Below are 21,641 nucleotides of genomic sequence, written 5' to 3'. Positions count from 1 at the left end.
TTTAGAACGGAATCTCGTCATCGTCGATTCCGCCAGACGCAGGGGCTGGTGCGCTGGAGGGGCCGCCATATGGGTCGCCATATCCGCCGCCGGCTTGTCCGCCGCCATAGCCGCCTCCACCGCCGCCGCCTTCACCGCGGGCGTCGAGCATTACCAGCGTCGAGCCGAAGCCCTGCAGCACCACCTCGGTCGAATAACGATCCTGACCGGACTGATCCTGCCACTTGCGCGTTTGCAATTGCCCCTCGACGTAAATTTTTGAACCCTTGCGCAGATATTGTTCAGCCACGCGTACAAGTCCTTCGTTGAATATGGCGACCGAGTGCCATTCTGTCCGTTCACGGCGCTCTCCGGTATTGCGGTCCTTCCATGTTTCCGAGGTGGCAATGCGCAGGTTGCATACTTTACCACCGTTTTGAAACGTCCGCACTTCAGGATCGCGGCCCAGATTGCCGACCAGAATGACCTTGTTGACTGAACCCGCCATTTATTCCCTCGTTTTACTCTGACTGGATGGCGCCCGAATCTGGCGCTGTGTTCTGCTGCTGACCCTATACGGGCTGGGACTTGGTTAAAACATGATTGATGCTGCAACGGTGAATGGGAAAATATTAGGCCAACTTTAACCAAGCTTTCATTTCCGGTTGATTTAACTATAATTCGGCTGGTTATTGAGGGTGCAGGATTGGCTTTAATGCGGTTTCTGATCGGTGGTATTTCTGTTTTAGGTGTTTGCCTTGTGTCCTTTTCGGCGCAGGCGGAAACCCTTTCAACAAAGAATCGAAAGGCCCTTTTCCTCAAGCAATCCAAGGTATTGGACGGTCGCGCTGCAAGCCAGTATCGCGATTCAGATCGGCTTAGACCTAAAACTGAGAACGGGAAGTTTGCCAAGCGATACACCGGAAATTATCGGGGCCAATATCTGAATCACGCCCGGAATGCAGCCCGAAAGCATAATGTGCCAGAAGAGTTGTTCTTGCGACTTGTCCAACAGGAAAGCGGATGGAACCCACATGCTGAATCGCACAAGGGTGCTTTGGGTCTTGCGCAATTGATGCCACAGACAGCTAGGTTGCTGGGTGTCAATCCGTATGACCCCATCCAAAACCTGGAAGGGGGCGCGCGTTATCTGTCGTGGCAGTATCGCAAGTTCAAATCTTGGCGACTTGCTTTGGCGGCGTACAATGCTGGCCCCAAAGCGGTCGAAAAGCATGGCGGCATACCACCTTACAAAGAGACCCAAAACTATGTGAAAGTGATCTGGGGCGGCTAAAAACCGGTGCTGCGGCGCAGAGAGGCTGTTTCTTGATCAAGTACAGAGCGCTGCCTTAGTCTGGGTAGATAGCTCTCAGACTTGTGCGGTTTGTAATGATCAAGGATCGACCGGATATACCAGCCGAAACGATGGCCAACTGGCAACGCCTGGTTGATCTAGTTTCACAACTCGCGGACGTGCCAGCGACATTGATCATGAAGACCGAAGCACCCGATCATGCGGTCCTGATCACCTCGGATCATCCGGAAAATCCGTACCCTGTCGGCATGAATTTTCGCCTGAATCCCAAGCTTTATTGCCAGGGTGTCCTTGAACGAGATGGCGAATTTGTTGTCGAAGATGCTACTTGCGATCCAGCCTGGAGTGACAATGAGGACATGGAGCACGGCATGTCCTTTTACATCGGTTTTCCGCTGAAATGGCCGGATGGTTCAGTTTTCGGAACCATCTGCGTTCTGGATCGCCATCGCAATCGCCGCGCTTTGCTTTTCCGTGAGGGTCTGGCGCAGTTTGCACGTATGGTTGAGTCGGATTTGGCTTTGATTCAAGAGGTTTATCTGCGGCGCGCGCTAGAGGAAAAACTGAATGAAACACTGGCCCAGTTGGAAAATCGCGTCGAGTTGAGGACACGTGAGTTACAAGAAACCAACACTGCACTTCGGGTATTGCTGACAAGTCTGGACGACGATCGGAAAGAACGCGATCAGGACATTGTTGAACGGGTTCGTTCGATGGTCTTGCCGTATCTGGACAAGTTGCATGGCCAAATGACCGAAGGCGACGCCTCGCAAGTTTATCTGGAACTGGCATTGAGAAATCTGCAAGACATCACCACGATGATTTCTGACAAACTCTCGGATGCGTTTTCGGTTATGACGCCGACGGAAATCGAAATCGCTCAGTTGGTCATGTCCGGTAAAACCACCAAAGATATAGCCCGGGCCATGTCGCGCGAGACATCAACGATTGATTTCCATCGCAATAATATTCGCCGGAAACTGGGACTCGAAGGACGTGATCAGAACCTCCGCAGCCATCTTTTGTCGATTTCGTGATCTGGGAATATGGGGATTACCCCCGTATTACCCCCAGATTTTTCTGATCTGAGCCTTCCACGTTGACCTTGTTAACCTGATCAGAAGGGTGCGGATACAGCCGCACCCGCTCAATCGGGAGGATCAAGATGGATCGCAAAGATCTAAAGCCGACAATACTGAACGGGGAACGTGACACTCTGGCAACTGGCCTTTCACGCCGGTCATTTTTTATGGCGGCTGGTGCTGCGGGCGTTGGGGCAGGGGCTTCGTTTCTGGGTGGCAAACCAGCCGAAGCACAATCTCAGGCTTGGCTGCAGCCGGGCAACAACAATCATGTGATTGATTTGCAAGGCTCGACTGGGCAAGCCAGCACGGGAACTGTTGGGATCGATTACTACGGTCACTGTGCCATCAAGATCACCTCGCCAAACGGAGCGACCGTGTTATTCGACCCTTGGCGGGATGATCCCTCGGGCGCATGGGGGTTATGGTTCCGCAACGAATTTCCGCAGATCCCTGTTGATATAACCATGTCCACTCATGCTCATTTTGACCATGATGCTATCGAACGGCCTAGCTCCACAATGGTTTTGGACAGGATGGCGGGAAATTTTGAGTTTGCCGACCTGAAGATCACGGGCTTTGCTGACAAACATGCCTGCGTTGCGCCGGGATGGTACGAATGGACCAACGCATTGGCCGAATTTGGTGCCGAAGCTTGCCCGCCCAACAACGTGGGCCACATGGATATGGTGGTCTACCTAGTCGAAACCGGCGGCATTCGCACTTTGATCTGGGGTGACAACCGTCACAATCCGCCTCAGGAGTTCTGGGATGCGATCGGGCAGGTCGATGTACTGACTTTGCCTGTCGATGGGTCGGAACATATCCTAAGCTTCGATCAGGGAAATGATATTGTCGCCAAACTCAAGCCCAAAATCATCATCCCGACACACTACCTCAATGAGGTTACGTCATACACGCTGACGACGCTGCAGGCGGCAGACGATTGGGTCAAAAGCCAGCAGAGTTACAAGATGCTCGACAGCGCCAGCTTAAAGCTGGAAGCCGGAGATGTAGCGGGCATGAATCAGGAGTTCATGCACTTCGGCAACAACGTGATGACGGGTTGATTGCAAACTGAAACTGCCACTCACCCACGACCTGCGTCTCCTGTCCCCCCACCAATCGTGACGCAAATCGAAAGGGCCGGTCGAGGACCGGCCCTTCTTCATTCTTTTACGGGGAATTATTCGGCCGCAATTTTGATGACAGGCTCCATTTTAGCCAGAATATCTTCGGCAAGGTGACATTTGACCTGATGTCCATCCGCAAGCGTCTGAACCGGGGGTACATGGGACTCACACCGCCCATCTGGCACTTCGGACTTCCAGCGGCAGCGTGTCTGGAACGGACAGCCCGGCGGCGGGTTCATGGCAGAAGGGATGTCGCCTTCAAGAACGATATGCTGTTTCTCAACTGACGTGTCCGCGATCGGAACCGCGCTCAACAACGCCTCGGTATAAGGGTGGTATGGTGGAGCAAAGACTTGGTCGGTCGTGCCCAGTTCCACCACATGGCCCAGATACATCACCATTACACGGTCACTGAGGTAACGCACGATTGACAGGTCATGGCTGATGAACAGCAGAGTGGTTTTGTGTTCTCGCTGAATTTCCATCAACAGATCGGTCACCGCTGCTTGTACCGAAACATCCAGCGCCGAAACCGGTTCGTCCGCGACAACGATCCTCGCGTCTCCGGCGAAGGCGCGCGCGATTCCCACGCGTTGCTTCTGACCACCTGACAGCTGGCGCGGCATGCGATCGGCGAAAGCCCTCGGCAGCTTCACGAGATCCAGCAGCTCTAGCATCCGCTTCTTACGCTCGGCTTCCGAGTTGCCAACGCCAAAGATTTCCAACGCGCGAATGATCTGACGCCCGACAGTCATCGACGGGTTCAGCGTATCGAAGGGGTTCTGAAAAACCATTTGAACCTCGCCCACGGTCTTCGCGTCCCGCTCTTCGATAGGCACCTGTTCGATGTTGCGATTGTCCAGCAAAATTTGCCCGTCGGTTGCAGTTTCCAGGCCCATCAAAACCTTTGCAAAAGTGGACTTGCCGCAACCGGATTCGCCAACAATGGCCAGTGTTTCAGATTCATGAGCCTCAAAACTCAGGGTTTCGTTGGCCTTGACCACTTTAGTCTCACCACCACCGAACAAGGCATTCGCAGCCACCTCATAATATTTCTTGAGGTTGTCCATTTTCAGGACAGTCCGGCCAATTTCACCTTTCTCTTTTTGCTCACCTGCTGTGATTGGCGCATTCCAATCAATCTCCTGGAATTTCAGACAACGCGTATGGTGTCTGTCATTTCCCGGCACTGCTTCCATCAGGATGTCTTTGGCATCACAGCGACCTTCTTCGAAATAGTCGCAGCGCGGGCCAAAGTTACAGCCTGGGGGCCGCTCGTGGGGCAGGGGGAAGTTCCCCGGAATCGCCACCAGCGGGCGCGAGTTCTTGTCAGCTCCGGGCAACGGGATCGACCGGAACAGCGCTTGCGTATATGGGTGTTGCATCTCGTCGAAGACATCCTTGATCGAACCACGCTCGACCGCTTCACCGGAATACATCACGCACAGCCGATCGCAGGTTTCCAGCACGAGCCCGAGGTTGTGCGAGATAAACAGCATCGAGGTGCCGTATTTTTTGCCCAGATCCTTGACCAGTTCGACCACTGCGGCCTCTACGGTCACGTCCAAAGCGGTCGTTGGTTCATCCAGGATCAACAACGCCGGTTTCGACATAAGCGCCATCGCAATCACGATCCGCTGCTGCTGGCCACCGGAAAGCTGGTGTGGAAACGAATTCAGCATCCTTTCGGGGTCAGGAAGACGCACGTCTGTTACCACCTCAAGCGCGCGTGAATAAGCTTCTTCCGCACCGACGCCTTCGTGGATCATCGGAACTTCCATTAGTTGCTTGCCGATCTTCATCGCCGGATTCAAAGAGGCCATCGGCTCCTGATAGATCATTGCGATTTCATTGCCGCGAATGTCGCGCAGCTCTTCTGTGGACATTTCGCTCAGATCGCGGCCTTTGAACTTGATCGAACCACCGACTATGCGGCCGTTCTTGCCCAGGTCTTGCATTACGCCCAAGGCAACGGTCGATTTACCGCACCCGGATTCACCAACCAGTCCGACGGCCTCACCAGGTTGCACGCTAACCGAAAAATCCATCACAGCCGGAATTTCCCGCAGACGGGTAAAGAACGAGATCGACAGCTTGTCGATCTCCAGGATGGGCCCGTCATAATCCGCCAGTTTGTTCATCTTGTATCTCCTCGCGAGAGTCCGGGGGATCCCCTTCATCTGGCTAAAAATATCTCGGGGGGTCCGGGGGGCTGGCCCCCCGGCCTCGATCACATCAGTCCTTCAGACTTTCTTCGCGCAGACCATCCGCCAGCAGGTTCAAACCAAGAACCAGCGACAACAGAGCCAGCGCAGGCGGAAGGGCTGGGTGCAGATAGATCGACAAGAGTTTACGCCCCTCGTTGATCGTAGACCCCCAATCCGGGCTTTCCGGCGGAAGACCCAATCCGAAGAAACCCAAGGTCCCCAGAAGGATGGTGGTGTAGCCGATGCGCAGACAGAAATCGACGATCAGCGGGCCGCGTGCGTTGGGTAGGATCTCCCACAGCATGATGTACCACGGGCCTTCGCCGCGGGTCTGGGCCGCAGCCACGTAGTCTCGGGTTTTGATGTCCAGCGCCAAGCCACGTACGATGCGGAACACCGTAGGTGAGTTCACGAAGACCACCGAGACAAACACCACCAGAATACCACCCGGAATATCGAAGAGATCCAGATAGGTCGGCAGTCCCCAGATACGGTAGCTGTCAGTGTTAATGATGTAGCCGCTGGTCGAAATCAGCGAGAGATACAACCAGAGCGCAACGCCCAGAACCCCAATCAGCAATGGCGTCCTGAAGTTTGGGCGCGTGTAGTACCGCGAATTCAGCAGAACACCCAGGAAGATAATTGGGAATACGAACAATACGGCGGCCATATAATTAGGAACGCCGGTCGCAACGATCTCGGGTGTGACCAGCAGGTAGAATAGCAGGATCACTGGGAAGGCCAGGATCAGGTTCGCAAGAAACGACAGAAGCGTATCCAGCCGCCCGCCATAGTAACCCGCAGGTAGACCAAGAGTGATGCCGACCATGAAGGCGAACATGGTCGCCAGAGGCGCGATTTGAACAACAATCCAGGCACCCTTGACCATGCGACTGAAGACGTCGCGTGCAAGGTTATCGCCACCCAGTAGGTACCAGGCGTACTGACCCTCTTCCACACTGGCCAGAGGCGTACCCGGCACCTTGTTTTTCATGCCTGAGAGCTGAGCCAACGGGTCATGAGTGACGATCAGATCGAGTGCGCCGAAAATTCCGGTGAAAACCCAGAACATAACAAGGCCAAAGCCGATCATGCCAATAGGGCTGTCGAAAAGTTTGCCGTAAAGTCCAAGCTTGCGTTTGAACGCAATCGACATCGCATAAAGGATGATCAGCGACAGCCAAACTGGCAGGAATTGCTGGGATATGGCGCCAATGATACCGGCGCTGGTGCCCATCAGAATGCCCAACACAATATAAGCAACTGCGAGGCCCACTATAGCTAGAAAACTATAGCGCAGCGCGGCTTGTATCAGATTGCGAAGACCCGAGCTCGAACTCAGCGTTCCGTCTGGATTCACTGTCATTTGGTCTTCGGGCAGAACGATACTTGCCAGCATCCAGACAACGATGGACAAAGCCAAAAGCCCAAGTGCCAGCAACAGTAGCGGGTTGAGGAAGGCGATAGAGCCGGTCCAGGTAAGTGGTTCCATGATCTAACCCTCCTTAAGAAATGCGAATGCGCGGGTTGAGGTAGACATAGCCGATATCCGAAATCAGCTGCGTCACCAGCACCACAAAGACCGACACGACCGAAATCGCCAGCAGCAACTGGATGTCGTTATTGCCTGCCGCCTGCACCAGCGCCCAGCCGAACCCTTTGTAGTTGAACAGGGTCTCGACGATCACCACGCCGTTCAGCAGCCATGGGAACTGCAACATGATGACTGTAAAGGGTGCGATCAGCGCATTGCGCAGCGCATGTTTCATGACGATGTTCGAGAACGATACACCTTTCAGGCGCGCCGTCCGGATATACTGCGCCGTCATTACCTCGGTCATCGAGGCGCGGGTCATCCGGGCGATATAGCCCATTCCGTAAAGCGCAATCGTCAAAACCGGGAGGAAGAAATTCTCGAAAGTTGGGTTCTCCATCGCTTGTGTGGCAGTACCCTTGAACCACTTCAAGCCGACAGCGGACGAAGTGAAAATCGCTATGAAGATAACACCAGAAACATATTCTGGGGTTGCAGTTGTGGTGATGGCAAAGGTCGATAGCGTCCTGTCGGTTGCTGAACCTTCTTTCATTCCGGCCAAAACACCCAGGATCAGTGCCGAAGGGACCATCAGCAACATAACCCAGAACATCAACCGCCCGGTTAATGCCAGCCGGTTGCCAACAACGGTTGAGACCTCATCCTTGAAGACGGTCGAATAACCCCAATACCCCTGCAGGATACCACAGAAACTGGGAGACTCTTCAGCAGTTTTCCCGGGCAGAATGCATCGGCCCTGCACGGTTCCATCTTCGTTCGTATGCCGATACGAAGGCAAGACCCCCAACCATTCACCGTATTTGATCGGAGTGGATTGAAGGTAACCGTTTTTCTGCAGATAGCTTTCAACTTGCTCATCCGACATACGGAAGTTGCCCTGCGTTTTCGCAAGCTTTTCGAGGTTCGGGTAGAGGTTGGTCAAAAAGAAGACCAGGAATGTCAGGCACAGTGCAGTCACCAGCATGATGCCGACGCGCCTTAGAATGAAAAGTCCCATATTAGCCCCTGTTGGTCGGCCAGCATGAATGCCAAACGGCTTCATGCATCGCTGTTATTATGGTCGCCGTGTTCAGGACGAAAAGGCCGCACCAGAGCGGCGCGGCCTTTGTTGTTTGGTTAGGAGATGATGCCGAACTTGTACAACTGCGGCAGGTCGGCGATGTGTTTTTCAACACCCACCATGTTGTCACGATGGTGGCGCATCGCCGTCCGCCAATAGGGCTGGATGGTCACACCCTCGTCAATCATGATCGCCTGCAGTTTGGCCATCACTTCGCGACGTCTGTCGACATCTGCGATCGAGTTTGCCTCGGCCAGCAGAGTATCGAATTCTTCATTGGCAAAACCGGATTCATTCCACGCGACGCCTGACTTATAGGCCAGTGCCAGAACCTGAGTGCCCAACGGGCGGTGGTTCCAGTTGGTCGACGAGAAGGCGTATTTCGTCCAGTCGTTCCAGAAGGTCGAGCCCGGCAGAACCGTATGCTTGGCCTTGATGCCCGCGTCGTTCAACTGCGCGACCACCGCAGCGGTGGTGTTACGACGCCAGTCATCGTCAATCGACTGAACTTCGTGTTCGAAATCACCCATTCCGGCTTCGTCCATCAGGGCCTTCGCCCCCGCTGGATCATACGGAATGCGTGTCACAGCTGAATCATACTCCGGATGCATCGGGCCGACATGACAGTTATCGGCGGGGATGCCGTAGCCTGACATGCCCAGTTCCAAGCACACTTCGTTATCAACAGCCATAGCCAGAGCCTGACGCACACGCTTGTCGCCATAGATCTTGTTGCCATTCGCATCTTCAGCCAACTGGTTCGGGCGGATAACGATGGTAAAGCCTGATGGAATTTCCGAGCGGACGAGGCCGATGCCGTCGAAGATGTCGACAAACTCGCCGACCGACTCCCAGTTCATGTCGATCTCTTCGGCCTCATAGGCTGCCAGGAAGGCTGCCGGGTCGGTGCCGTAGTCGATGAACTCGATCCGGTCGATATAGCCGCCCTTGCCGGCCTCATAGCCCCACCAGTCAAAGCCTTCGTTGCGAACCAATACACCCTTAACACCCACTTCGTGGCTTTCCGGGATCATGAAGCCCGTACCAACGGGGTTGGAGAGCATGTCGTTCGCGTCAAAACTGCTGTGAACGATGGCGCCCGGATAGTCGGCCATGCCGGGGATGATTGTGATGTCGGGCGCGTTGCATTTCAGTTTTACGGTGTGCGAGTCAACAACGGTGATGGCGCCGTCGGCTGCCTTCTGCGTTGACTCGTCGACCAGTGACGCCATGCGCGATGCCATCGAGTTACCCTCGAGCGACGAGTCACACCAGCCAGCGATGTTGCGCGCCACGTCTTCGGCTGTGAAGTCGTCTCCGTTGTTCCACTTCACACCTTTGCGGACGTTCAGCGTGTATTCTGTGGCGTCATCATTGGCTTCCCAGCTTTCCAGCAACATCGGCTTGAACGAACCGTCGTTGTTATATTCGACAAGGTATTCAAGCCAGCCCGCAGTGAAGGTCGCAATTTGCGTCCAGTCATAGGTGCGAGGATCTTTCAATGCGCGCACTTCCATCTGGTAGCGAATGGTGCCGCCTTTCTGGGGCTCCTGCGCTGCAGCAGGTGATTGTAGACCGATCATGCCATATGCCGCCGGAACGGCGACGCCAAGTGCGGTTACCCGCGCCATGAACTCGCGCCGACTCAGATTGCCGTCGCGATACTCTTGAGCATGCATCTCTGCCGCCCAGTGCATCGGCTTTCCATTGATTGTCTGGTTTTTCATAGATGTCTCCCTGTGACACTAGTTATTAGGTAAAGTTCGCGTTCTGATTGATTGAAACGGGCGCTACGGCCAACGAATTGGATCGATTGACCGGGCCGCAGGCTTGTTTTCTTGACTATTGAACATCCCCATGACCTCCATTCGGCACCAGTTTCACTGCGGCGTCAATGTCGGAAATCGTCATTGATGGTATAAAAACGACATCAGGCAGAAAAGTAAGCCATTCAGGATTATTTCGTGGTGCGTTCGCACAACTAGCCGAAAGCACCGCGGATAGAATTGACAGTCACGCTGCAACACATTCGGTCGTTTTTTTGGGGAGAAAACTAAGAAATCCAACTGCTTCCAATGCCCGAGGAATGCCCCTTACTGATGAGACGCGGCATCAATGTGGTGCCAGGATTTCATGCGGGCGCGAAACCAAGTTCGTTGTCGTTTGGCAAATTGACGTGTAGCTATTGTTGCCCGATCCCTGGCTTCTTCCTGAGACATGCGGCCTTCTAGGCATGCCATCAATTCAGGCACGCCAATGGCCTTGAAGGCTGGTAGAGAAGGGTCAAATCGGTTCTGCATCGCGGCCACTTCGGCCATGGCGCCTTGATCCAACATCTGATCGAAACGACGATTAATACGATCCAGTAACCAGCTTTTTTCGACGTCGAATACAATCGGAACTGTACTCCCCAGATCCAGAAACGGGGCGGGTGTATCAGCCTGCCAATCAGCAAGCGAGCGGCCGGTTGCGGTCTGAACCTCCCACGCGCGTTGAACACGGGCTCGATTCTGGGTGTCGATCTTCTGCAGCGTTTGAAGATCAAGACCTTCGATCAGCTTTCTTAGTGATAATGCGTCCGCCTCGGCCCGAATTTCAGGAGGGGTTGCAGGTATCTCGGCCATCCCTTCGGTCAGCGCAGTGAAATACAGACCTGTACCCCCCACAATGATAGGGCGCTGTTTTTGTCTAAGCAAAGGCGTGACGTCGCGAAGCCAATGTCCGGTGGAATAGGTCTGATCATATGCGACATGCCCGTACAGCAGATGTGGGGCACATTTTTCTTCTTCGATCGAGGGACGTGCAGATATGATGCGCCAGCAATCATAGACCTGACTTGCGTCGGCATTGACGATCACACCACCGCAGCGCTCCGCGACCAAAAGCGCCAGCGCTGACTTTCCCGAAGCCGTAGGCCCAGCGATCAGCACCGGTTTGTCATCAGGAATCGGAGGCAACTGCGCCCAAAGCCGGTTCTCATTTGTATCGGCCATCGCTGATTGCCTCATCCCTGACTATCCGTATTGAACCTGCGGAGGTTTTGCTTCATTTTGCGCCGGAAAATAAACCCGTGCCAGCCCGGAGCGCAACATGAGCCTTTCCCCTTCTGACGAGACCACTGAGACCCCGAAAACAACGTATGACCGCGTCATGTTGAAGATTTCGGGCGAGGCCCTGATGGGGGATCAGGGATTCGGACTTCATCCGCCAACCGTCCAGCGCATCGCACAAGAGGTGAAATCGGTACACGATCTGGGTGTCGAAATCTGTATGGTCATCGGTGGTGGCAACATCTTCCGGGGGCTTTCCGGCTCGGCACAGGGGATGGAGCGTACGACCGCCGATTACATGGGCATGCTGGCAACGGTCATGAACGCGCTCGCGATGCAATCCGCGCTTGAGGCGGCCGGGGTCTTCACCCGTGTCATTTCGGCCATTCGGATGGACGAAGTGTGTGAGCCATATATTCGCCGCCGCGCTGTACGCCACCTTGAGAAAAAACGGGTCTGCATCTTTGCGGCGGGAACCGGGAACCCCTATTTCACCACTGACACCGCCGCCACATTGCGTGCGAACGAGATGGCCTGCCAAGCGATCTTCATGGGTAAGAATGGTGTCGATGGCGTTTATGACAAGGACCCCAAAGAACACTCGGACGCGGTACGTTATGACAATGTTTCGTATGACGATGTGCTGGCTAAACGTCTGCGAGTGATGGATGCATCAGCCATCGCCTTGGCACGTGACAACAATTTGCCGCTGATCGTTTTTGGTCTGGATGAGCCCGGCGGGTTCCGCGGTATTTTGGCGGGTGAGGGCACCTATACCAAAGTCCAGGGATAGCGCATCAATTAGCACATAGACCGGGTCTAGCAGCCCGGTTCTTTTTTGGTGCTAGATATGAAAAATGTTATCAGCACAGTGACTTGACCTAATCTTTTCCGTCTGACTATCTGTTCCTGTTTGTTTGCAGCAAGCTGCCATCAGAAGGACTGCTGCCATAGCATGTCCTCTGATGGGGATGGCGGCCGGACAGTAATGCCTTGGTTGTTTTGGAAGTGCCCAGACCTTGCGCGGGTGGATTTCCGAAATGAGGCATGCGATCAGGGAGAGACGTGTGATGGGCACACTTGATATCGATTTCGTTAGGGCGCAATTCCCGGCCTTTTCTGAACCCAGTCTGAACGGGCAGGCCTTCTTTGAAAACGCTGGTGGATCTTACACCTGTAAGCCGGTGATTGATCGCCTGAACCGGTTTTATACACAGCGCAAGGTCCAACCTTATGCGCCATACGAAGCCAGCCGTCTGGGCGGCGAAGAAATGGATGAAGCGCGGATGCGGTTGGCCGCGATCATGGGCGTGGATACGGATGAGCTGAGCTTTGGCCCCTCAACGACTCAGAATACCTATGTTCTGTCGCAGGCCTTTCGTCAGTGGATGCGGCAGGGTGATGCCATCGTTGTGACCAATCAGGACCACGAGGCCAATACCGGCCCCTGGCGTCGATTGGAAGAAGACGGTATCGAAATCCGCGAATGGCAGATTGATCCGGACAGTGGATCGCTAAACCCACAGGATCTGGAAAACCTGTTGGACGAGAAAGTCCGCCTCGTTTGCTTCCCACATTGCTCAAATGTCGTCGGCGAGATTAATCCAGTGACCGAAATCACGGCGATAGCGCATGCCGCGGGTGCGTTTGTCTGTGTCGACGGAGTTTCTTATGCGCCACATGGCCTGCCGAACGTCGGTGATCTCGGGCCCGACATCTATTTGTTCTCAGCCTACAAGACCTATGGCCCGCACCAAGGCTGCATGGTTATTCGACGCCCTTTGGGTGAGATGCTTCCGAACCAGGCCCACTATTTCAACGGTGGCACGCTCTATAAGCGGTTTACACCTGCCGGCCCTGATCATGCACAGATCGCCGCGAGTGCTGGCATGGCCGATTACATAGATTTGCTTTGTGATCATCACGGCGGGCCGGAAACCGGGGCGTCTGCGCGCGGTGGATTTGTTCATGACCTTATGCGCCAACACGAAATTGCGTTGCTGCAGCCACTGCTCGATGCAGTCAAAGATAGAAACACTTTGCGTTTGATTGGGCCGTCCAAGGCCGAACAGCGCGCACCGACGGTCGCGTTAAGCCTAAACAAAAAAGCCGAGGCTGTTGCAGCTGAGCTTTCCCAACACGGGATCATGGCAGGTGGTGGCGATTTCTATGCGCATCGCCCTCTGCAGGCCATGGGTGTTGATCCAGATCAGGGGGTTCTGCGGCTCAGCTTCACGCACTATACAAGTCATCAGGAAATTGATCAGCTTTTGCAGGCGCTTGACCGCGTTTTGTGATCCAATATTCGTACCGGTTCGTATTCTTCTAAAAACAAGAGGCGGATATGGATTCCGGGCGTTCTCCGATCATTTTATGGTTCAGGCGCGATCTGCGATTAAGTGATCATCCGGCGTTGACGGCGGCGGTGCGGTCGGGTCGCCCGATTGTACCCGTATTTATTCTGGGCGATCAGGTTCAAGCATTGGGCGCAGCGCCCAAATGGCGTCTGGGTTTGGGTCTTGAGGCTTTTGCAATGACCCTTGATCAGATCGGCAGCAATCTGATCCTGCGCCGGGGGACTGCGCTGAAAGTCCTGCAAGGTCTGATACACGAAACCGGAGCAGGAGCTGTATTTTGGTCGCGAGAGTATGACCCGAAGGCGATCAACAGGGACATGCATATCAAGGCGAGCTTGAACGAACAGGGGATCGAGGTGCGATCCTTTGCAGGGCATCTTTTGTTCGAACCTTGGACGATTGCGACCAAAGCGGGGCAACCGTTTCGTGTATTTACTCCGATGTGGAGGTCGGTGAGCGGACGAGATGTTGCGATGCCAGCACCGACTGCTGCACGAATTGCCAAGCCAGATCTTTGGCCTGCTTCTGATCGGCTGTCCGATTGGAATCTGGATCAGGAGATGCAGCGTGGCGCGACGATCGTACGACCGTTTGTCCGTCCTGGAGAGGCTGCGGCTTTGGATCAGTTGGATAGGTTTCTGGAAAATATTGATCAATATCAGGAAGCGCGAGATCGATTGGATCAGGTTGGTACGTCTGATCTTTCAGAATACCTCTCGTTAGGCGAAATCGGGCCGCGCACAATATGGCACCGGGTGCAAAACGCGGATCGCACTGGTTCGCGCGGGGGTGAGGCCTTTCTACGGCAGCTTGTGTGGCGTGAGTTCGCTTATCACCTGATGTACCATTGGCCGCATCTCCTGACCGACAATTGGAAACCTGAATGGGATGCGTTTCCGTGGAATACTGATCCCGACACGCCTGAAGTCCGCGCGTGGAAGTTGGCCAGAACTGGGGTGCCACTTGTCGATGCGGGGCTAAGGCAGATGTACGTGACCGGGCGGATGCATAATCGTGCACGGATGATTGTGGCGAGTTATCTAACCAAGCATCTGATGACGCACTGGAAAATTGGTGCTGATTGGTTTGCCGATTGCCTGATTGATTGGGACCCAGCCGCAAACGCGATGGGATGGCAGTGGGTGGCGGGTTCCGGGCCAGACGCAGCCCCGTATTTCCGTATCTTCAACCCAGAAACACAGCGCGAGCGATTTGATCCACATTCGGATTATCTGAATCGTTGGATTGCTGAGGGTCGGTCTGACCCGTCCCCAACCGCACGCGCCTATTTTAGTGCCATACCGCGGTCTTGGGGGCATTCTCACGAAGACAGCTACAGCGCTCCAGTGGTAGGGCTGAAAGAAGGTCGCATCCGAGCATTGGACGCGTATGAAACCAGAAAAGTTCCGGTAAGGAACTGAAAACTTGCCATAAACCGAATCCCGTCCTAGCTTTATTCTGCAACCGCAGAGGGGAGAGCGGATGTTCCTGACGAGCACCGAAGGGCAGGAGGACCTGCCAAGATATTTTGCACAAGTCTTCAAGATGCTGAGCCGCATGGAAAGCGGTCGCCTTGATATCGCTCTGCCGGATGGTCGGGTGTTTCGGGCGGATGCACCTAAAGCCGGTCCGGTTGCCCATGTGGATATCCATGATCCCGACGTATTTGCCAGGCTGCTACGAGAAGGAGAACTGGGGTTTTCGGACGGCTATCTGGAAGGCGACTGGAGCACACCTGATCTGCGCAGCTTTATGGACCTGGTACATTTGGGAACTGAAACCGTTTATGACGATTTCACGGGCAAGTTCCTGGTTCGCGCCTATGAGCGTCTGAGGTTCTGGTTGCACCGCAATAACCGGTCGCAGGCGAAGAAGAACATCTCGTATCACTATGATCTTGGAAATGATTTCTATGGTATGTGGCTGGATGACACGATGACTTATTCCAGCGCCATTTTTGAGACCGGGCAGGAAAGCCTCGAGAATGCGCAGACCGCGAAATATGCCAGTTTGGTGGATGAATTGGGGGCCAAACCTGGGGATCATATCCTTGAGATCGGGTGCGGTTGGGGCGGCTTCGCCGAATATGCCGCCAAAGAGCGCGGGCTCCGAGTCACTGGATTGACGATCAGTCAGGAACAGTTGAAGTTCGCGAAGGAACGCATTGAAAAGGCTGGGCTATCGGATCTTGTAGATTTTAAATTACAGGATTATCGTGATGAACAGGGACAATATGACGGTATTGCATCAATCGAGATGTTCGAAGCGGTTGGTCGGAAATATTGGCCAGCATATTTTAACACTGTTCGTGACCGGTTGAAGCCCGGTGCGCAAGCGACATTACAGATCATAACAGTCGCGGATCACCGCTGGGAAGTTTACAAGAATGGTGTTGATTTCATACAGAAATACATATTTCCGGGTGGCATGCTTCCCGCACCGTCGATCCTGAAAGAGCAGATCGATCAGGCCGGACTTCAAGTAGTACGCTCAAAGGAATTTGGCCAAAGCTATGATCTGACACTGCGCCGCTGGTACGACACCTTCAACGCCAAGTGGGACCAGATCTCAGAGCTAGGGTTTGATGAGCGTTTTCGCCGCATGTGGAATTATTATTTAACTGCATGCGGCGCAGCCTTTGACACCGGCAATTGTGATGTGACACAGATCACTATAGCTAAGCCAAGTTGAAGAACGGAACTACGAATGCCTACAGCTTCCCGCCTCGTCGCCGCGTTGTGTCTGCTGGTCATTGCCTTCCTTGTTTCAAGTATGATCATCAACAATGGTGAAGAGGGCAAAAGCTATGGCTGGTTCACATATGTGAACATGTTGTTAGCGGTGGCCTGTGGTTGGGTTATCATGGGCAAGCGGGCAGGCCGGGGTTGGACGGCTGCAGTTAACAATGGTCTGACTGGTGTTGCCGCGCTGGTTTTCTGGGGATTGTTCGTTCAAGGCACCTACGAGATGTTCAGCCAGGCGATGCGCCATCGGTATGGCGGCCCATTTGAAGCCTTGCTGGAAATCTTCAAGATCGGAGTGGCCTATGGTGAACAACTGCTGCCCAGTGAAATTTTGATTACGCTTGGTATTGGTGCGGTGGTCAGTGGGATACTTACCGAAATCGCCTTTCGACGCTGGCGTTAAAACGGATCTGCCAAGTCAGGGCTCCTACTTTGTCTAACCTGTTTTTCTACGGCACTTTGCGCCATGCGCCTTTGCTGGAACTCGTGATGGGTCAATCTGCGGACGAATTGTCGGCGAAACCGGCAATCTTAGCTGATCACGCGGTGTATTCAGTAAAGGGCCAGCCTTTTCCCATGATCGTTGCTGAAAAAGGCGCAACGGCAGATGGCGTATTGGTGCAAGGATTGGGCAACGACGAGCTTGCCCGATTGGCCTTTTATGAAGGCGGCTTTGAATATGATCTGCGCCAGCAAACGATCGAAGCCAGCGCAGATGGGAATCATCAGGCATTGGTGTTCTTCCCCGACTCTGAGGCATGGAAGACCGAGACACTCTGGGATTTTGAGGCATGGAAAAACGATTGGAGCGCTTTGTCGATGCTGGCGGCGCAAGAGGTTATGGCCCAGTATGGGTGTGTTGATGCCTCGACGATTGCAAATAGTTTCCCTGCGATCCGCACACGGGCATGGGCCAGACTCGCAGCGCGTCAGCGAAACACCGGAGATGCCCGGGACACCAACCATGATGTCGTAATCCACCAACGCAATCACCCTTATGTCAACTATTTCGGTATCGATGAGATAGAGCTGCAGCACCGTCAGTATGATGGCAAGATGGGGCCTGTATTGCACCGCAGCGGCTTGATGCAAGGATCTGCAGTCATCGTCCTGCCTTACGACCCCAGGCGCGATACGGTTTTGCTGGTCGAGCAGTTTCGCGCACCTGTGTTCTTGATCGACGACCCCGAACCATGGATGTGGGAACCGGTCGCCGGTATGATTGACCCCGGAGAAACACCCGAGCAGGCAGCGTATCGTGAGACACAGGAAGAGGCGCATGTTTCTCTGTCTCGGCTGGAATATGCAGGTGGTGCCTATACATCCAGTGGATCGTCAACCGAATACGTCTACCTCTACGTCGGGCTGGGTGACCTGACGACGACTGTTGAAAGTGGTGGTCTTGCCACGGAAGGGGAAGATATTCGGAGTACAATTCTGCCGTTTGACGAATTCATGAACATGGTTGATTCACATGTTTTCAAGGATTTACCGCTTCTTTCTCTGGCACATTGGCTGGCACGAAATCGCGAACGTCTGCGCGCATAACTATCCCGGCTTGTGATCAAGTCAGGGCGCCTGTAAATCTGCTGCAATACCATATGACAAGAGGACGCCATGCGCATTGCGAAAGACCTTGCCGACGCGGTCGGTAAAACACCCTTGATCCGGTTGCGTCGCGTCAGCGAAGAGACAGGCTGCGAAATCCTCGGCAAAGCCGAGTTCATGAATCCGGGTCAATCCGTCAAAGACCGTGCGGCGTTGTTCATTATCCGCGATGCAATTGCGCGCGGAGACCTAAAGCCCGGCGGCACAATTGTCGAGGGTACGGCGGGTAATACTGGCATTGGTCTGGCATTGGTCGGGGCCTCAATGGGTTTCAAGACGGTGATCGTCATTCCTGAGACTCAATCGGAAGAGAAGAAGGACATGCTCCGACTTGCCGGAGCTCAGCTTGTGCAGGTGCCTGCTGCGCCTTACCGCAATCCCAACAATTTTGTGCACTATTCCCGCCGCTTGGCTGAGGAACTTGCCCAGACCGAGCCCAATGGTGCCATCTGGGCGAACCAGTTCGACAATGTCGCCAACCGGCAGGCGCATGTGGAAACCACCGGCCCTGAAATCTGGGACCAAACCGGTGGCAAAGTTGATGGCTTCGTCAGTGCGGTCGGTTCGGGTGGGACCCTGGCGGGTGTCGCCGAGGTTTTGCAGCCCAAAGGCGTAAAAATCGGACTGGCTGATCCGATGGGGGCGGGACTTTATTCTTATTACACTACAGGTGAGATCGCGATGGAGGGCGGCTCCATCGCTGAAGGCATCGGACAGGTTCGGATAACGAAGAACCTAGAGGGGTTCACCCCTGATCATACCTGGCAGATCACCGATAATGAGGCGTTGCCCTATATCTTTGATCTGCTTCGCGAAGAAGGTCTGGTGATGGGTGGATCAACCGCGATCAATATCGCGGGCGCTGTACGTCTCGCGAAAGAGATGGGGCCGGGGCACACCATCGTGACCGTATTGTGTGACTTTGGAACGCGCTACCAATCCAAATTGTTCAATCCTGACTTCCTGCGGGAAAAGGAACTGCCTGTTCCGGATTGGATGACCGAAGCACCGCGCAGCATTCCCGGCGTATTCGAGGACGTGTGATGCTGCGACAGGTCCGCCTGTTTCTGTTTCTAAGTTTATTCTGCCTGATCGGGCTGGGTGGGATCGCATCTGCCCAGCTCACTGACCGGCAGAGTGAATATTACCAGGGCTGGGTCAGCACGGCGGATCGGGCGGAATCTGTGATTCGCGCGAACCGGGCATCGAATGCCGCGTTAGAGAATTTGCGCTCAGAAATAAACGGTTACCGCGAAGACTTTAACATGGCGCGCGGCGCAAACACGGATCGTATTCAGACGCTTGAGGGCCAGCTTAAGGCGCTTGGCGCGAAGCCGGCAGATGGCGAGACCGAGCCTGAAGATATTGCAAAGCTACGCACACATCTTGAAGAGCAACTTAACAGTTTGCGGGTGCCGCGCATAATCTCGGAAGAGGCTTTCAGCCGAGCCAACGGGTTAATCAGCGAAATCGACCGAATCATTCGCGACCGTCAGAAAAAAGAGATGCTGGAACGCGGGCCATCGCCTTTCAATCCCGTTTACTGGGGCCCAGCCTGGATCGACGTCAAGGAAGCGACGCAGAGCCTGATCAATGAAACCGTCACGAATATGCGGTCTGACATCGTTCACGAGCGCATTCGTGAGCGCGGTCTCGGCATTTTCGTTCTGTTGGCCATATCTGCGGTATTGCTGCTATTTGGGCGCAAATGGTCCGAAAAAGGGGGCGTTTTTCTGCGTTCTCTGGGGGGGCGCGGAAGTGGAGTCTGGACCTTCGTCGTTTCACTGCTGCGCATACTGCTGCCTTGGTTGGGCGTTCTGGCATTGGTCACGGCGATCGTGCAGACTGGGGTTCTGGGCTTGCGCGGCACGTTGCTGATTCAGAATATCCCTTATTGGGCTGCCATCATCTTCTACTTTGACTGGATCGGTCGACAGGTCTACCTGATGGGGGCCTCTCAGAATTTCAAACGATTGTCGGCAGGCAGAATTCGAGAACTGCGGGTCTATATCGATCTACTGGCCGTCATGCTTATTTTGCATGATCTGGTTTTGCTATTTGAGCAAATTGAGAATATTTCGGACCCAACACGAGCGGTTGTTGGATTCCCGATCGTATTGGTTACGGCGCTGCTGCTGCTACGTGTGCGTCAGGTCCGTCAATCAGAACCACAGGAAGAGCAAGCCGATTTAGAAACGTCTCGCAGAGCGGCTGGTTTTAGTCAGTTGGTTGAATTGCTGCGGCGCGCTCTGTTCATACTTGGGATTGCGACACCAATACTGGCGGCATTGGGGTATATCAATGCCGCCGAAGCAATCGTCTTCCCAGCCGTGAAAACACTGGTTCTGATCGCGGCGCTTGTGATCATACGACGGTTTATCACCACGATTTACGGTTGGTTATCGGGGCAGGGGGAGGCCGCGCGCGATTCTCTGTTTTCGGTTCTTGTTGGGTTTGCGCTGGCGATATTGTCGCTGCCTATTCTGGCACTGTATTGGGGCGCACGCAAGACAGACCTGCTCGAGGCCTGGTCGCGATTGCTGCTGGGATTCGATATCGGCGGCGTCACGATTTCACCCAGTAATTTCCTCACCTTCGTCGCAGTTTTTGCCATCGGATACACATTGACCCGCCTTCTGCAAAGCGGGTTGCGCAACTCATTGCTGCCAAAAACCAGTATCGATCCCGGCGGGCAGAATGCCATCGTTTCGGGAACCGGCTATGTCGGAATATTCCTGGCGGCGTTGGTCGCCATTGTTGTTGCTGGATTTGATCTTTCCTCCTTGGCGATCGTGGCTGGTGCCTTGTCGGTTGGTATCGGTTTCGGTCTGCAAACCATCGTGTCGAACTTTGTTTCAGGGATCATCCTGCTGGTCGAACGCCCGATCTCAAAAGGCGACTGGATCGATGTCAACGGCATGATGGGATATGTTCGTGATATCTCGGTCAGGTCCACGCGGATCGAGACGTTTGATCGGACGGATGTGATCGTCCCCAACTCTGACCTGATCAGCGGAGTGGTCACCAACTATACCCGCGGCAACACCATTGGCCGGGTGATCGTTCCTGTCGGCGTGGCCTACGGTACTGACACCCGAAAAGTCGAAACCATTTTGGGTGAGATCGCCAATGGGCATCCGATGGTTCTGGCCAACCCAGCGCCGAGTGTCGTGTTTCAAGGATTTGGTGCGGATTCTCTGGATTTTGAAATCCGGGCAATACTGCGCGATGTGAACTGGGTGCTATCGGTCAAATCCGACATGAACCATGAGATCAACCGCAGATTTGTTAAAGAGGGTATCGAGATTCCGTTTGCTCAACGCGATCTGTGGCTGCGAAATCCTGAGGTGCTGACGGGCCATTCTGAGGAGGCTAAGCCCGACGAAGACCTATCTCCTACTGCCCCTTCCGCGAAGCCTGCCGATTTGACAGCTGATGATTTGGACTCTGCCGGAGACGCAGATGCAGACGCGGATGGCGACGGTCGCTAAACGCGACACATCAAGCATTTCTCCCAAGTGATTATCGGATTGTTACATTTCGATGTAGTC

General features: G+C 54.2%; 17 protein-coding genes. 11 read left to right on the top strand and 6 right to left on the bottom strand.

Annotation, left to right across the window (positions count from 1 at the left end; genetic code table 11):
* Position 1 precedes the first annotated feature (1 nt).
* Entirely contained in the window at positions 2-487 is a 486-nt protein-coding gene (ssb, locus tag ACR0IU_RS01920) for a single-stranded DNA-binding protein (protein WP_010439606.1), read from the bottom strand.
* Between the two features lie 207 nt (positions 488-694).
* On the opposite strand from ssb, the gene ACR0IU_RS01915 reads away from it, so the two are divergent.
* The 3 genes from ACR0IU_RS01915 (at position 695) to ACR0IU_RS01905 (ending at position 3,446) form a co-directional block, all read left to right on the top strand.
* Positions 695-1,273 (top strand): lytic transglycosylase domain-containing protein, encoded by a 579-nt coding sequence (locus tag ACR0IU_RS01915; protein WP_010439608.1) that lies wholly within the window; start codon positions 695-697, stop codon positions 1,271-1,273.
* Between the two features lie 95 nt (positions 1,274-1,368).
* A complete protein-coding gene (locus ACR0IU_RS01910) occupies positions 1,369-2,331 on the top strand; it encodes a LuxR C-terminal-related transcriptional regulator (RefSeq protein ID WP_480715053.1) in 963 nt (320 codons plus the stop codon).
* Between the two features lie 128 nt (positions 2,332-2,459).
* Positions 2,460-3,446, top strand: coding sequence for an MBL fold metallo-hydrolase (locus ACR0IU_RS01905; protein ID WP_260025853.1), 987 nt, complete (start codon positions 2,460-2,462; stop codon positions 3,444-3,446).
* Between the two features lie 116 nt (positions 3,447-3,562).
* Here the strand turns inward: ACR0IU_RS01905 and ACR0IU_RS01900 are convergent, their stop codons facing one another.
* The 5 genes from ACR0IU_RS01900 to miaA all read right to left on the bottom strand — a co-directional run bounded on the left by ACR0IU_RS01900 (position 3,563) and on the right by miaA (position 11,324).
* Positions 3,563-5,650 (bottom strand): dipeptide ABC transporter ATP-binding protein, encoded by a 2,088-nt coding sequence (locus ACR0IU_RS01900; protein WP_480715052.1) that lies wholly within the window; start codon positions 5,648-5,650, stop codon positions 3,563-3,565.
* Between the two features lie 94 nt (positions 5,651-5,744).
* The gene (locus tag ACR0IU_RS01895; RefSeq protein ID WP_170539278.1) at positions 5,745-7,208 is read right to left on the bottom strand and encodes an ABC transporter permease; all 1,464 of its coding nucleotides are present in this window, start codon (positions 7,206-7,208) and stop codon (positions 5,745-5,747) included.
* 13 nt (positions 7,209-7,221) lie between these two features.
* A complete protein-coding gene (locus ACR0IU_RS01890; protein ID WP_170469685.1) occupies positions 7,222-8,268 on the bottom strand; it encodes an ABC transporter permease in 1,047 nt (348 codons plus the stop codon).
* 119 nt (positions 8,269-8,387) lie between these two features.
* On the bottom strand, positions 8,388-10,058 hold the full coding sequence (locus ACR0IU_RS01885) for an ABC transporter substrate-binding protein (protein ID WP_170703268.1): 1,671 nt from the start codon (positions 10,056-10,058) through the stop codon (positions 8,388-8,390).
* Positions 10,059-10,424: 366 nt separating this feature from the next.
* On the bottom strand, positions 10,425-11,324 hold the full coding sequence (gene miaA, locus ACR0IU_RS01880; protein ID WP_480715051.1) for a tRNA (adenosine(37)-N6)-dimethylallyltransferase MiaA: 900 nt from the start codon (positions 11,322-11,324) through the stop codon (positions 10,425-10,427).
* Positions 11,325-11,421: 97 nt separating this feature from the next.
* Here miaA and pyrH point away from each other — a divergent pair, with 97 nt between their 5' ends.
* From pyrH to ACR0IU_RS01840, 8 genes are all read left to right on the top strand, one after another.
* Complete coding sequence (pyrH, locus tag ACR0IU_RS01875; protein ID WP_010439624.1) at positions 11,422-12,174, top strand: UMP kinase; 753 nt, start codon at positions 11,422-11,424, stop codon at positions 12,172-12,174.
* Between the two features lie 277 nt (positions 12,175-12,451).
* Entirely contained in the window at positions 12,452-13,678 is a 1,227-nt protein-coding gene (locus ACR0IU_RS01870) for an aminotransferase class V-fold PLP-dependent enzyme (protein ID WP_480715050.1), read from the top strand.
* Between the two features lie 47 nt (positions 13,679-13,725).
* The gene (locus ACR0IU_RS01865; protein WP_480715049.1) at positions 13,726-15,159 is read left to right on the top strand and encodes a cryptochrome/photolyase family protein; all 1,434 of its coding nucleotides are present in this window, start codon (positions 13,726-13,728) and stop codon (positions 15,157-15,159) included.
* Positions 15,160-15,220: 61 nt separating this feature from the next.
* A complete protein-coding gene (locus ACR0IU_RS01860; RefSeq protein ID WP_480715048.1) occupies positions 15,221-16,429 on the top strand; it encodes a class I SAM-dependent methyltransferase in 1,209 nt (402 codons plus the stop codon).
* A gap of 15 nt (positions 16,430-16,444) precedes the next feature.
* On the top strand, positions 16,445-16,885 hold the full coding sequence (locus ACR0IU_RS01855; protein WP_170539292.1) for a TrgA family protein: 441 nt from the start codon (positions 16,445-16,447) through the stop codon (positions 16,883-16,885).
* Between the two features lie 29 nt (positions 16,886-16,914).
* Complete coding sequence (locus ACR0IU_RS01850; protein WP_480715047.1) at positions 16,915-18,030, top strand: NUDIX domain-containing protein; 1,116 nt, start codon at positions 16,915-16,917, stop codon at positions 18,028-18,030.
* Between the two features lie 69 nt (positions 18,031-18,099).
* Positions 18,100-19,134: a cysteine synthase A gene (locus ACR0IU_RS01845; protein ID WP_480650960.1), complete on the top strand. Its 1,035-nt coding sequence runs from the start codon at positions 18,100-18,102 to the stop codon at positions 19,132-19,134.
* Positions 19,134-21,581: a DUF3772 domain-containing protein gene (locus ACR0IU_RS01840; RefSeq protein ID WP_480715046.1), complete on the top strand. Its 2,448-nt coding sequence runs from the start codon at positions 19,134-19,136 to the stop codon at positions 21,579-21,581. The genes ACR0IU_RS01845 and ACR0IU_RS01840 overlap by 1 nt, the downstream gene beginning before the upstream one ends.
* Positions 21,582-21,641: the final 60 nt, after the last annotated feature.

The sequence above is a fragment of the Ruegeria sp. CL5 genome, assembly GCF_056536485.1.
This window is presented reverse-complemented; position numbering and strand designations above follow the sequence as displayed.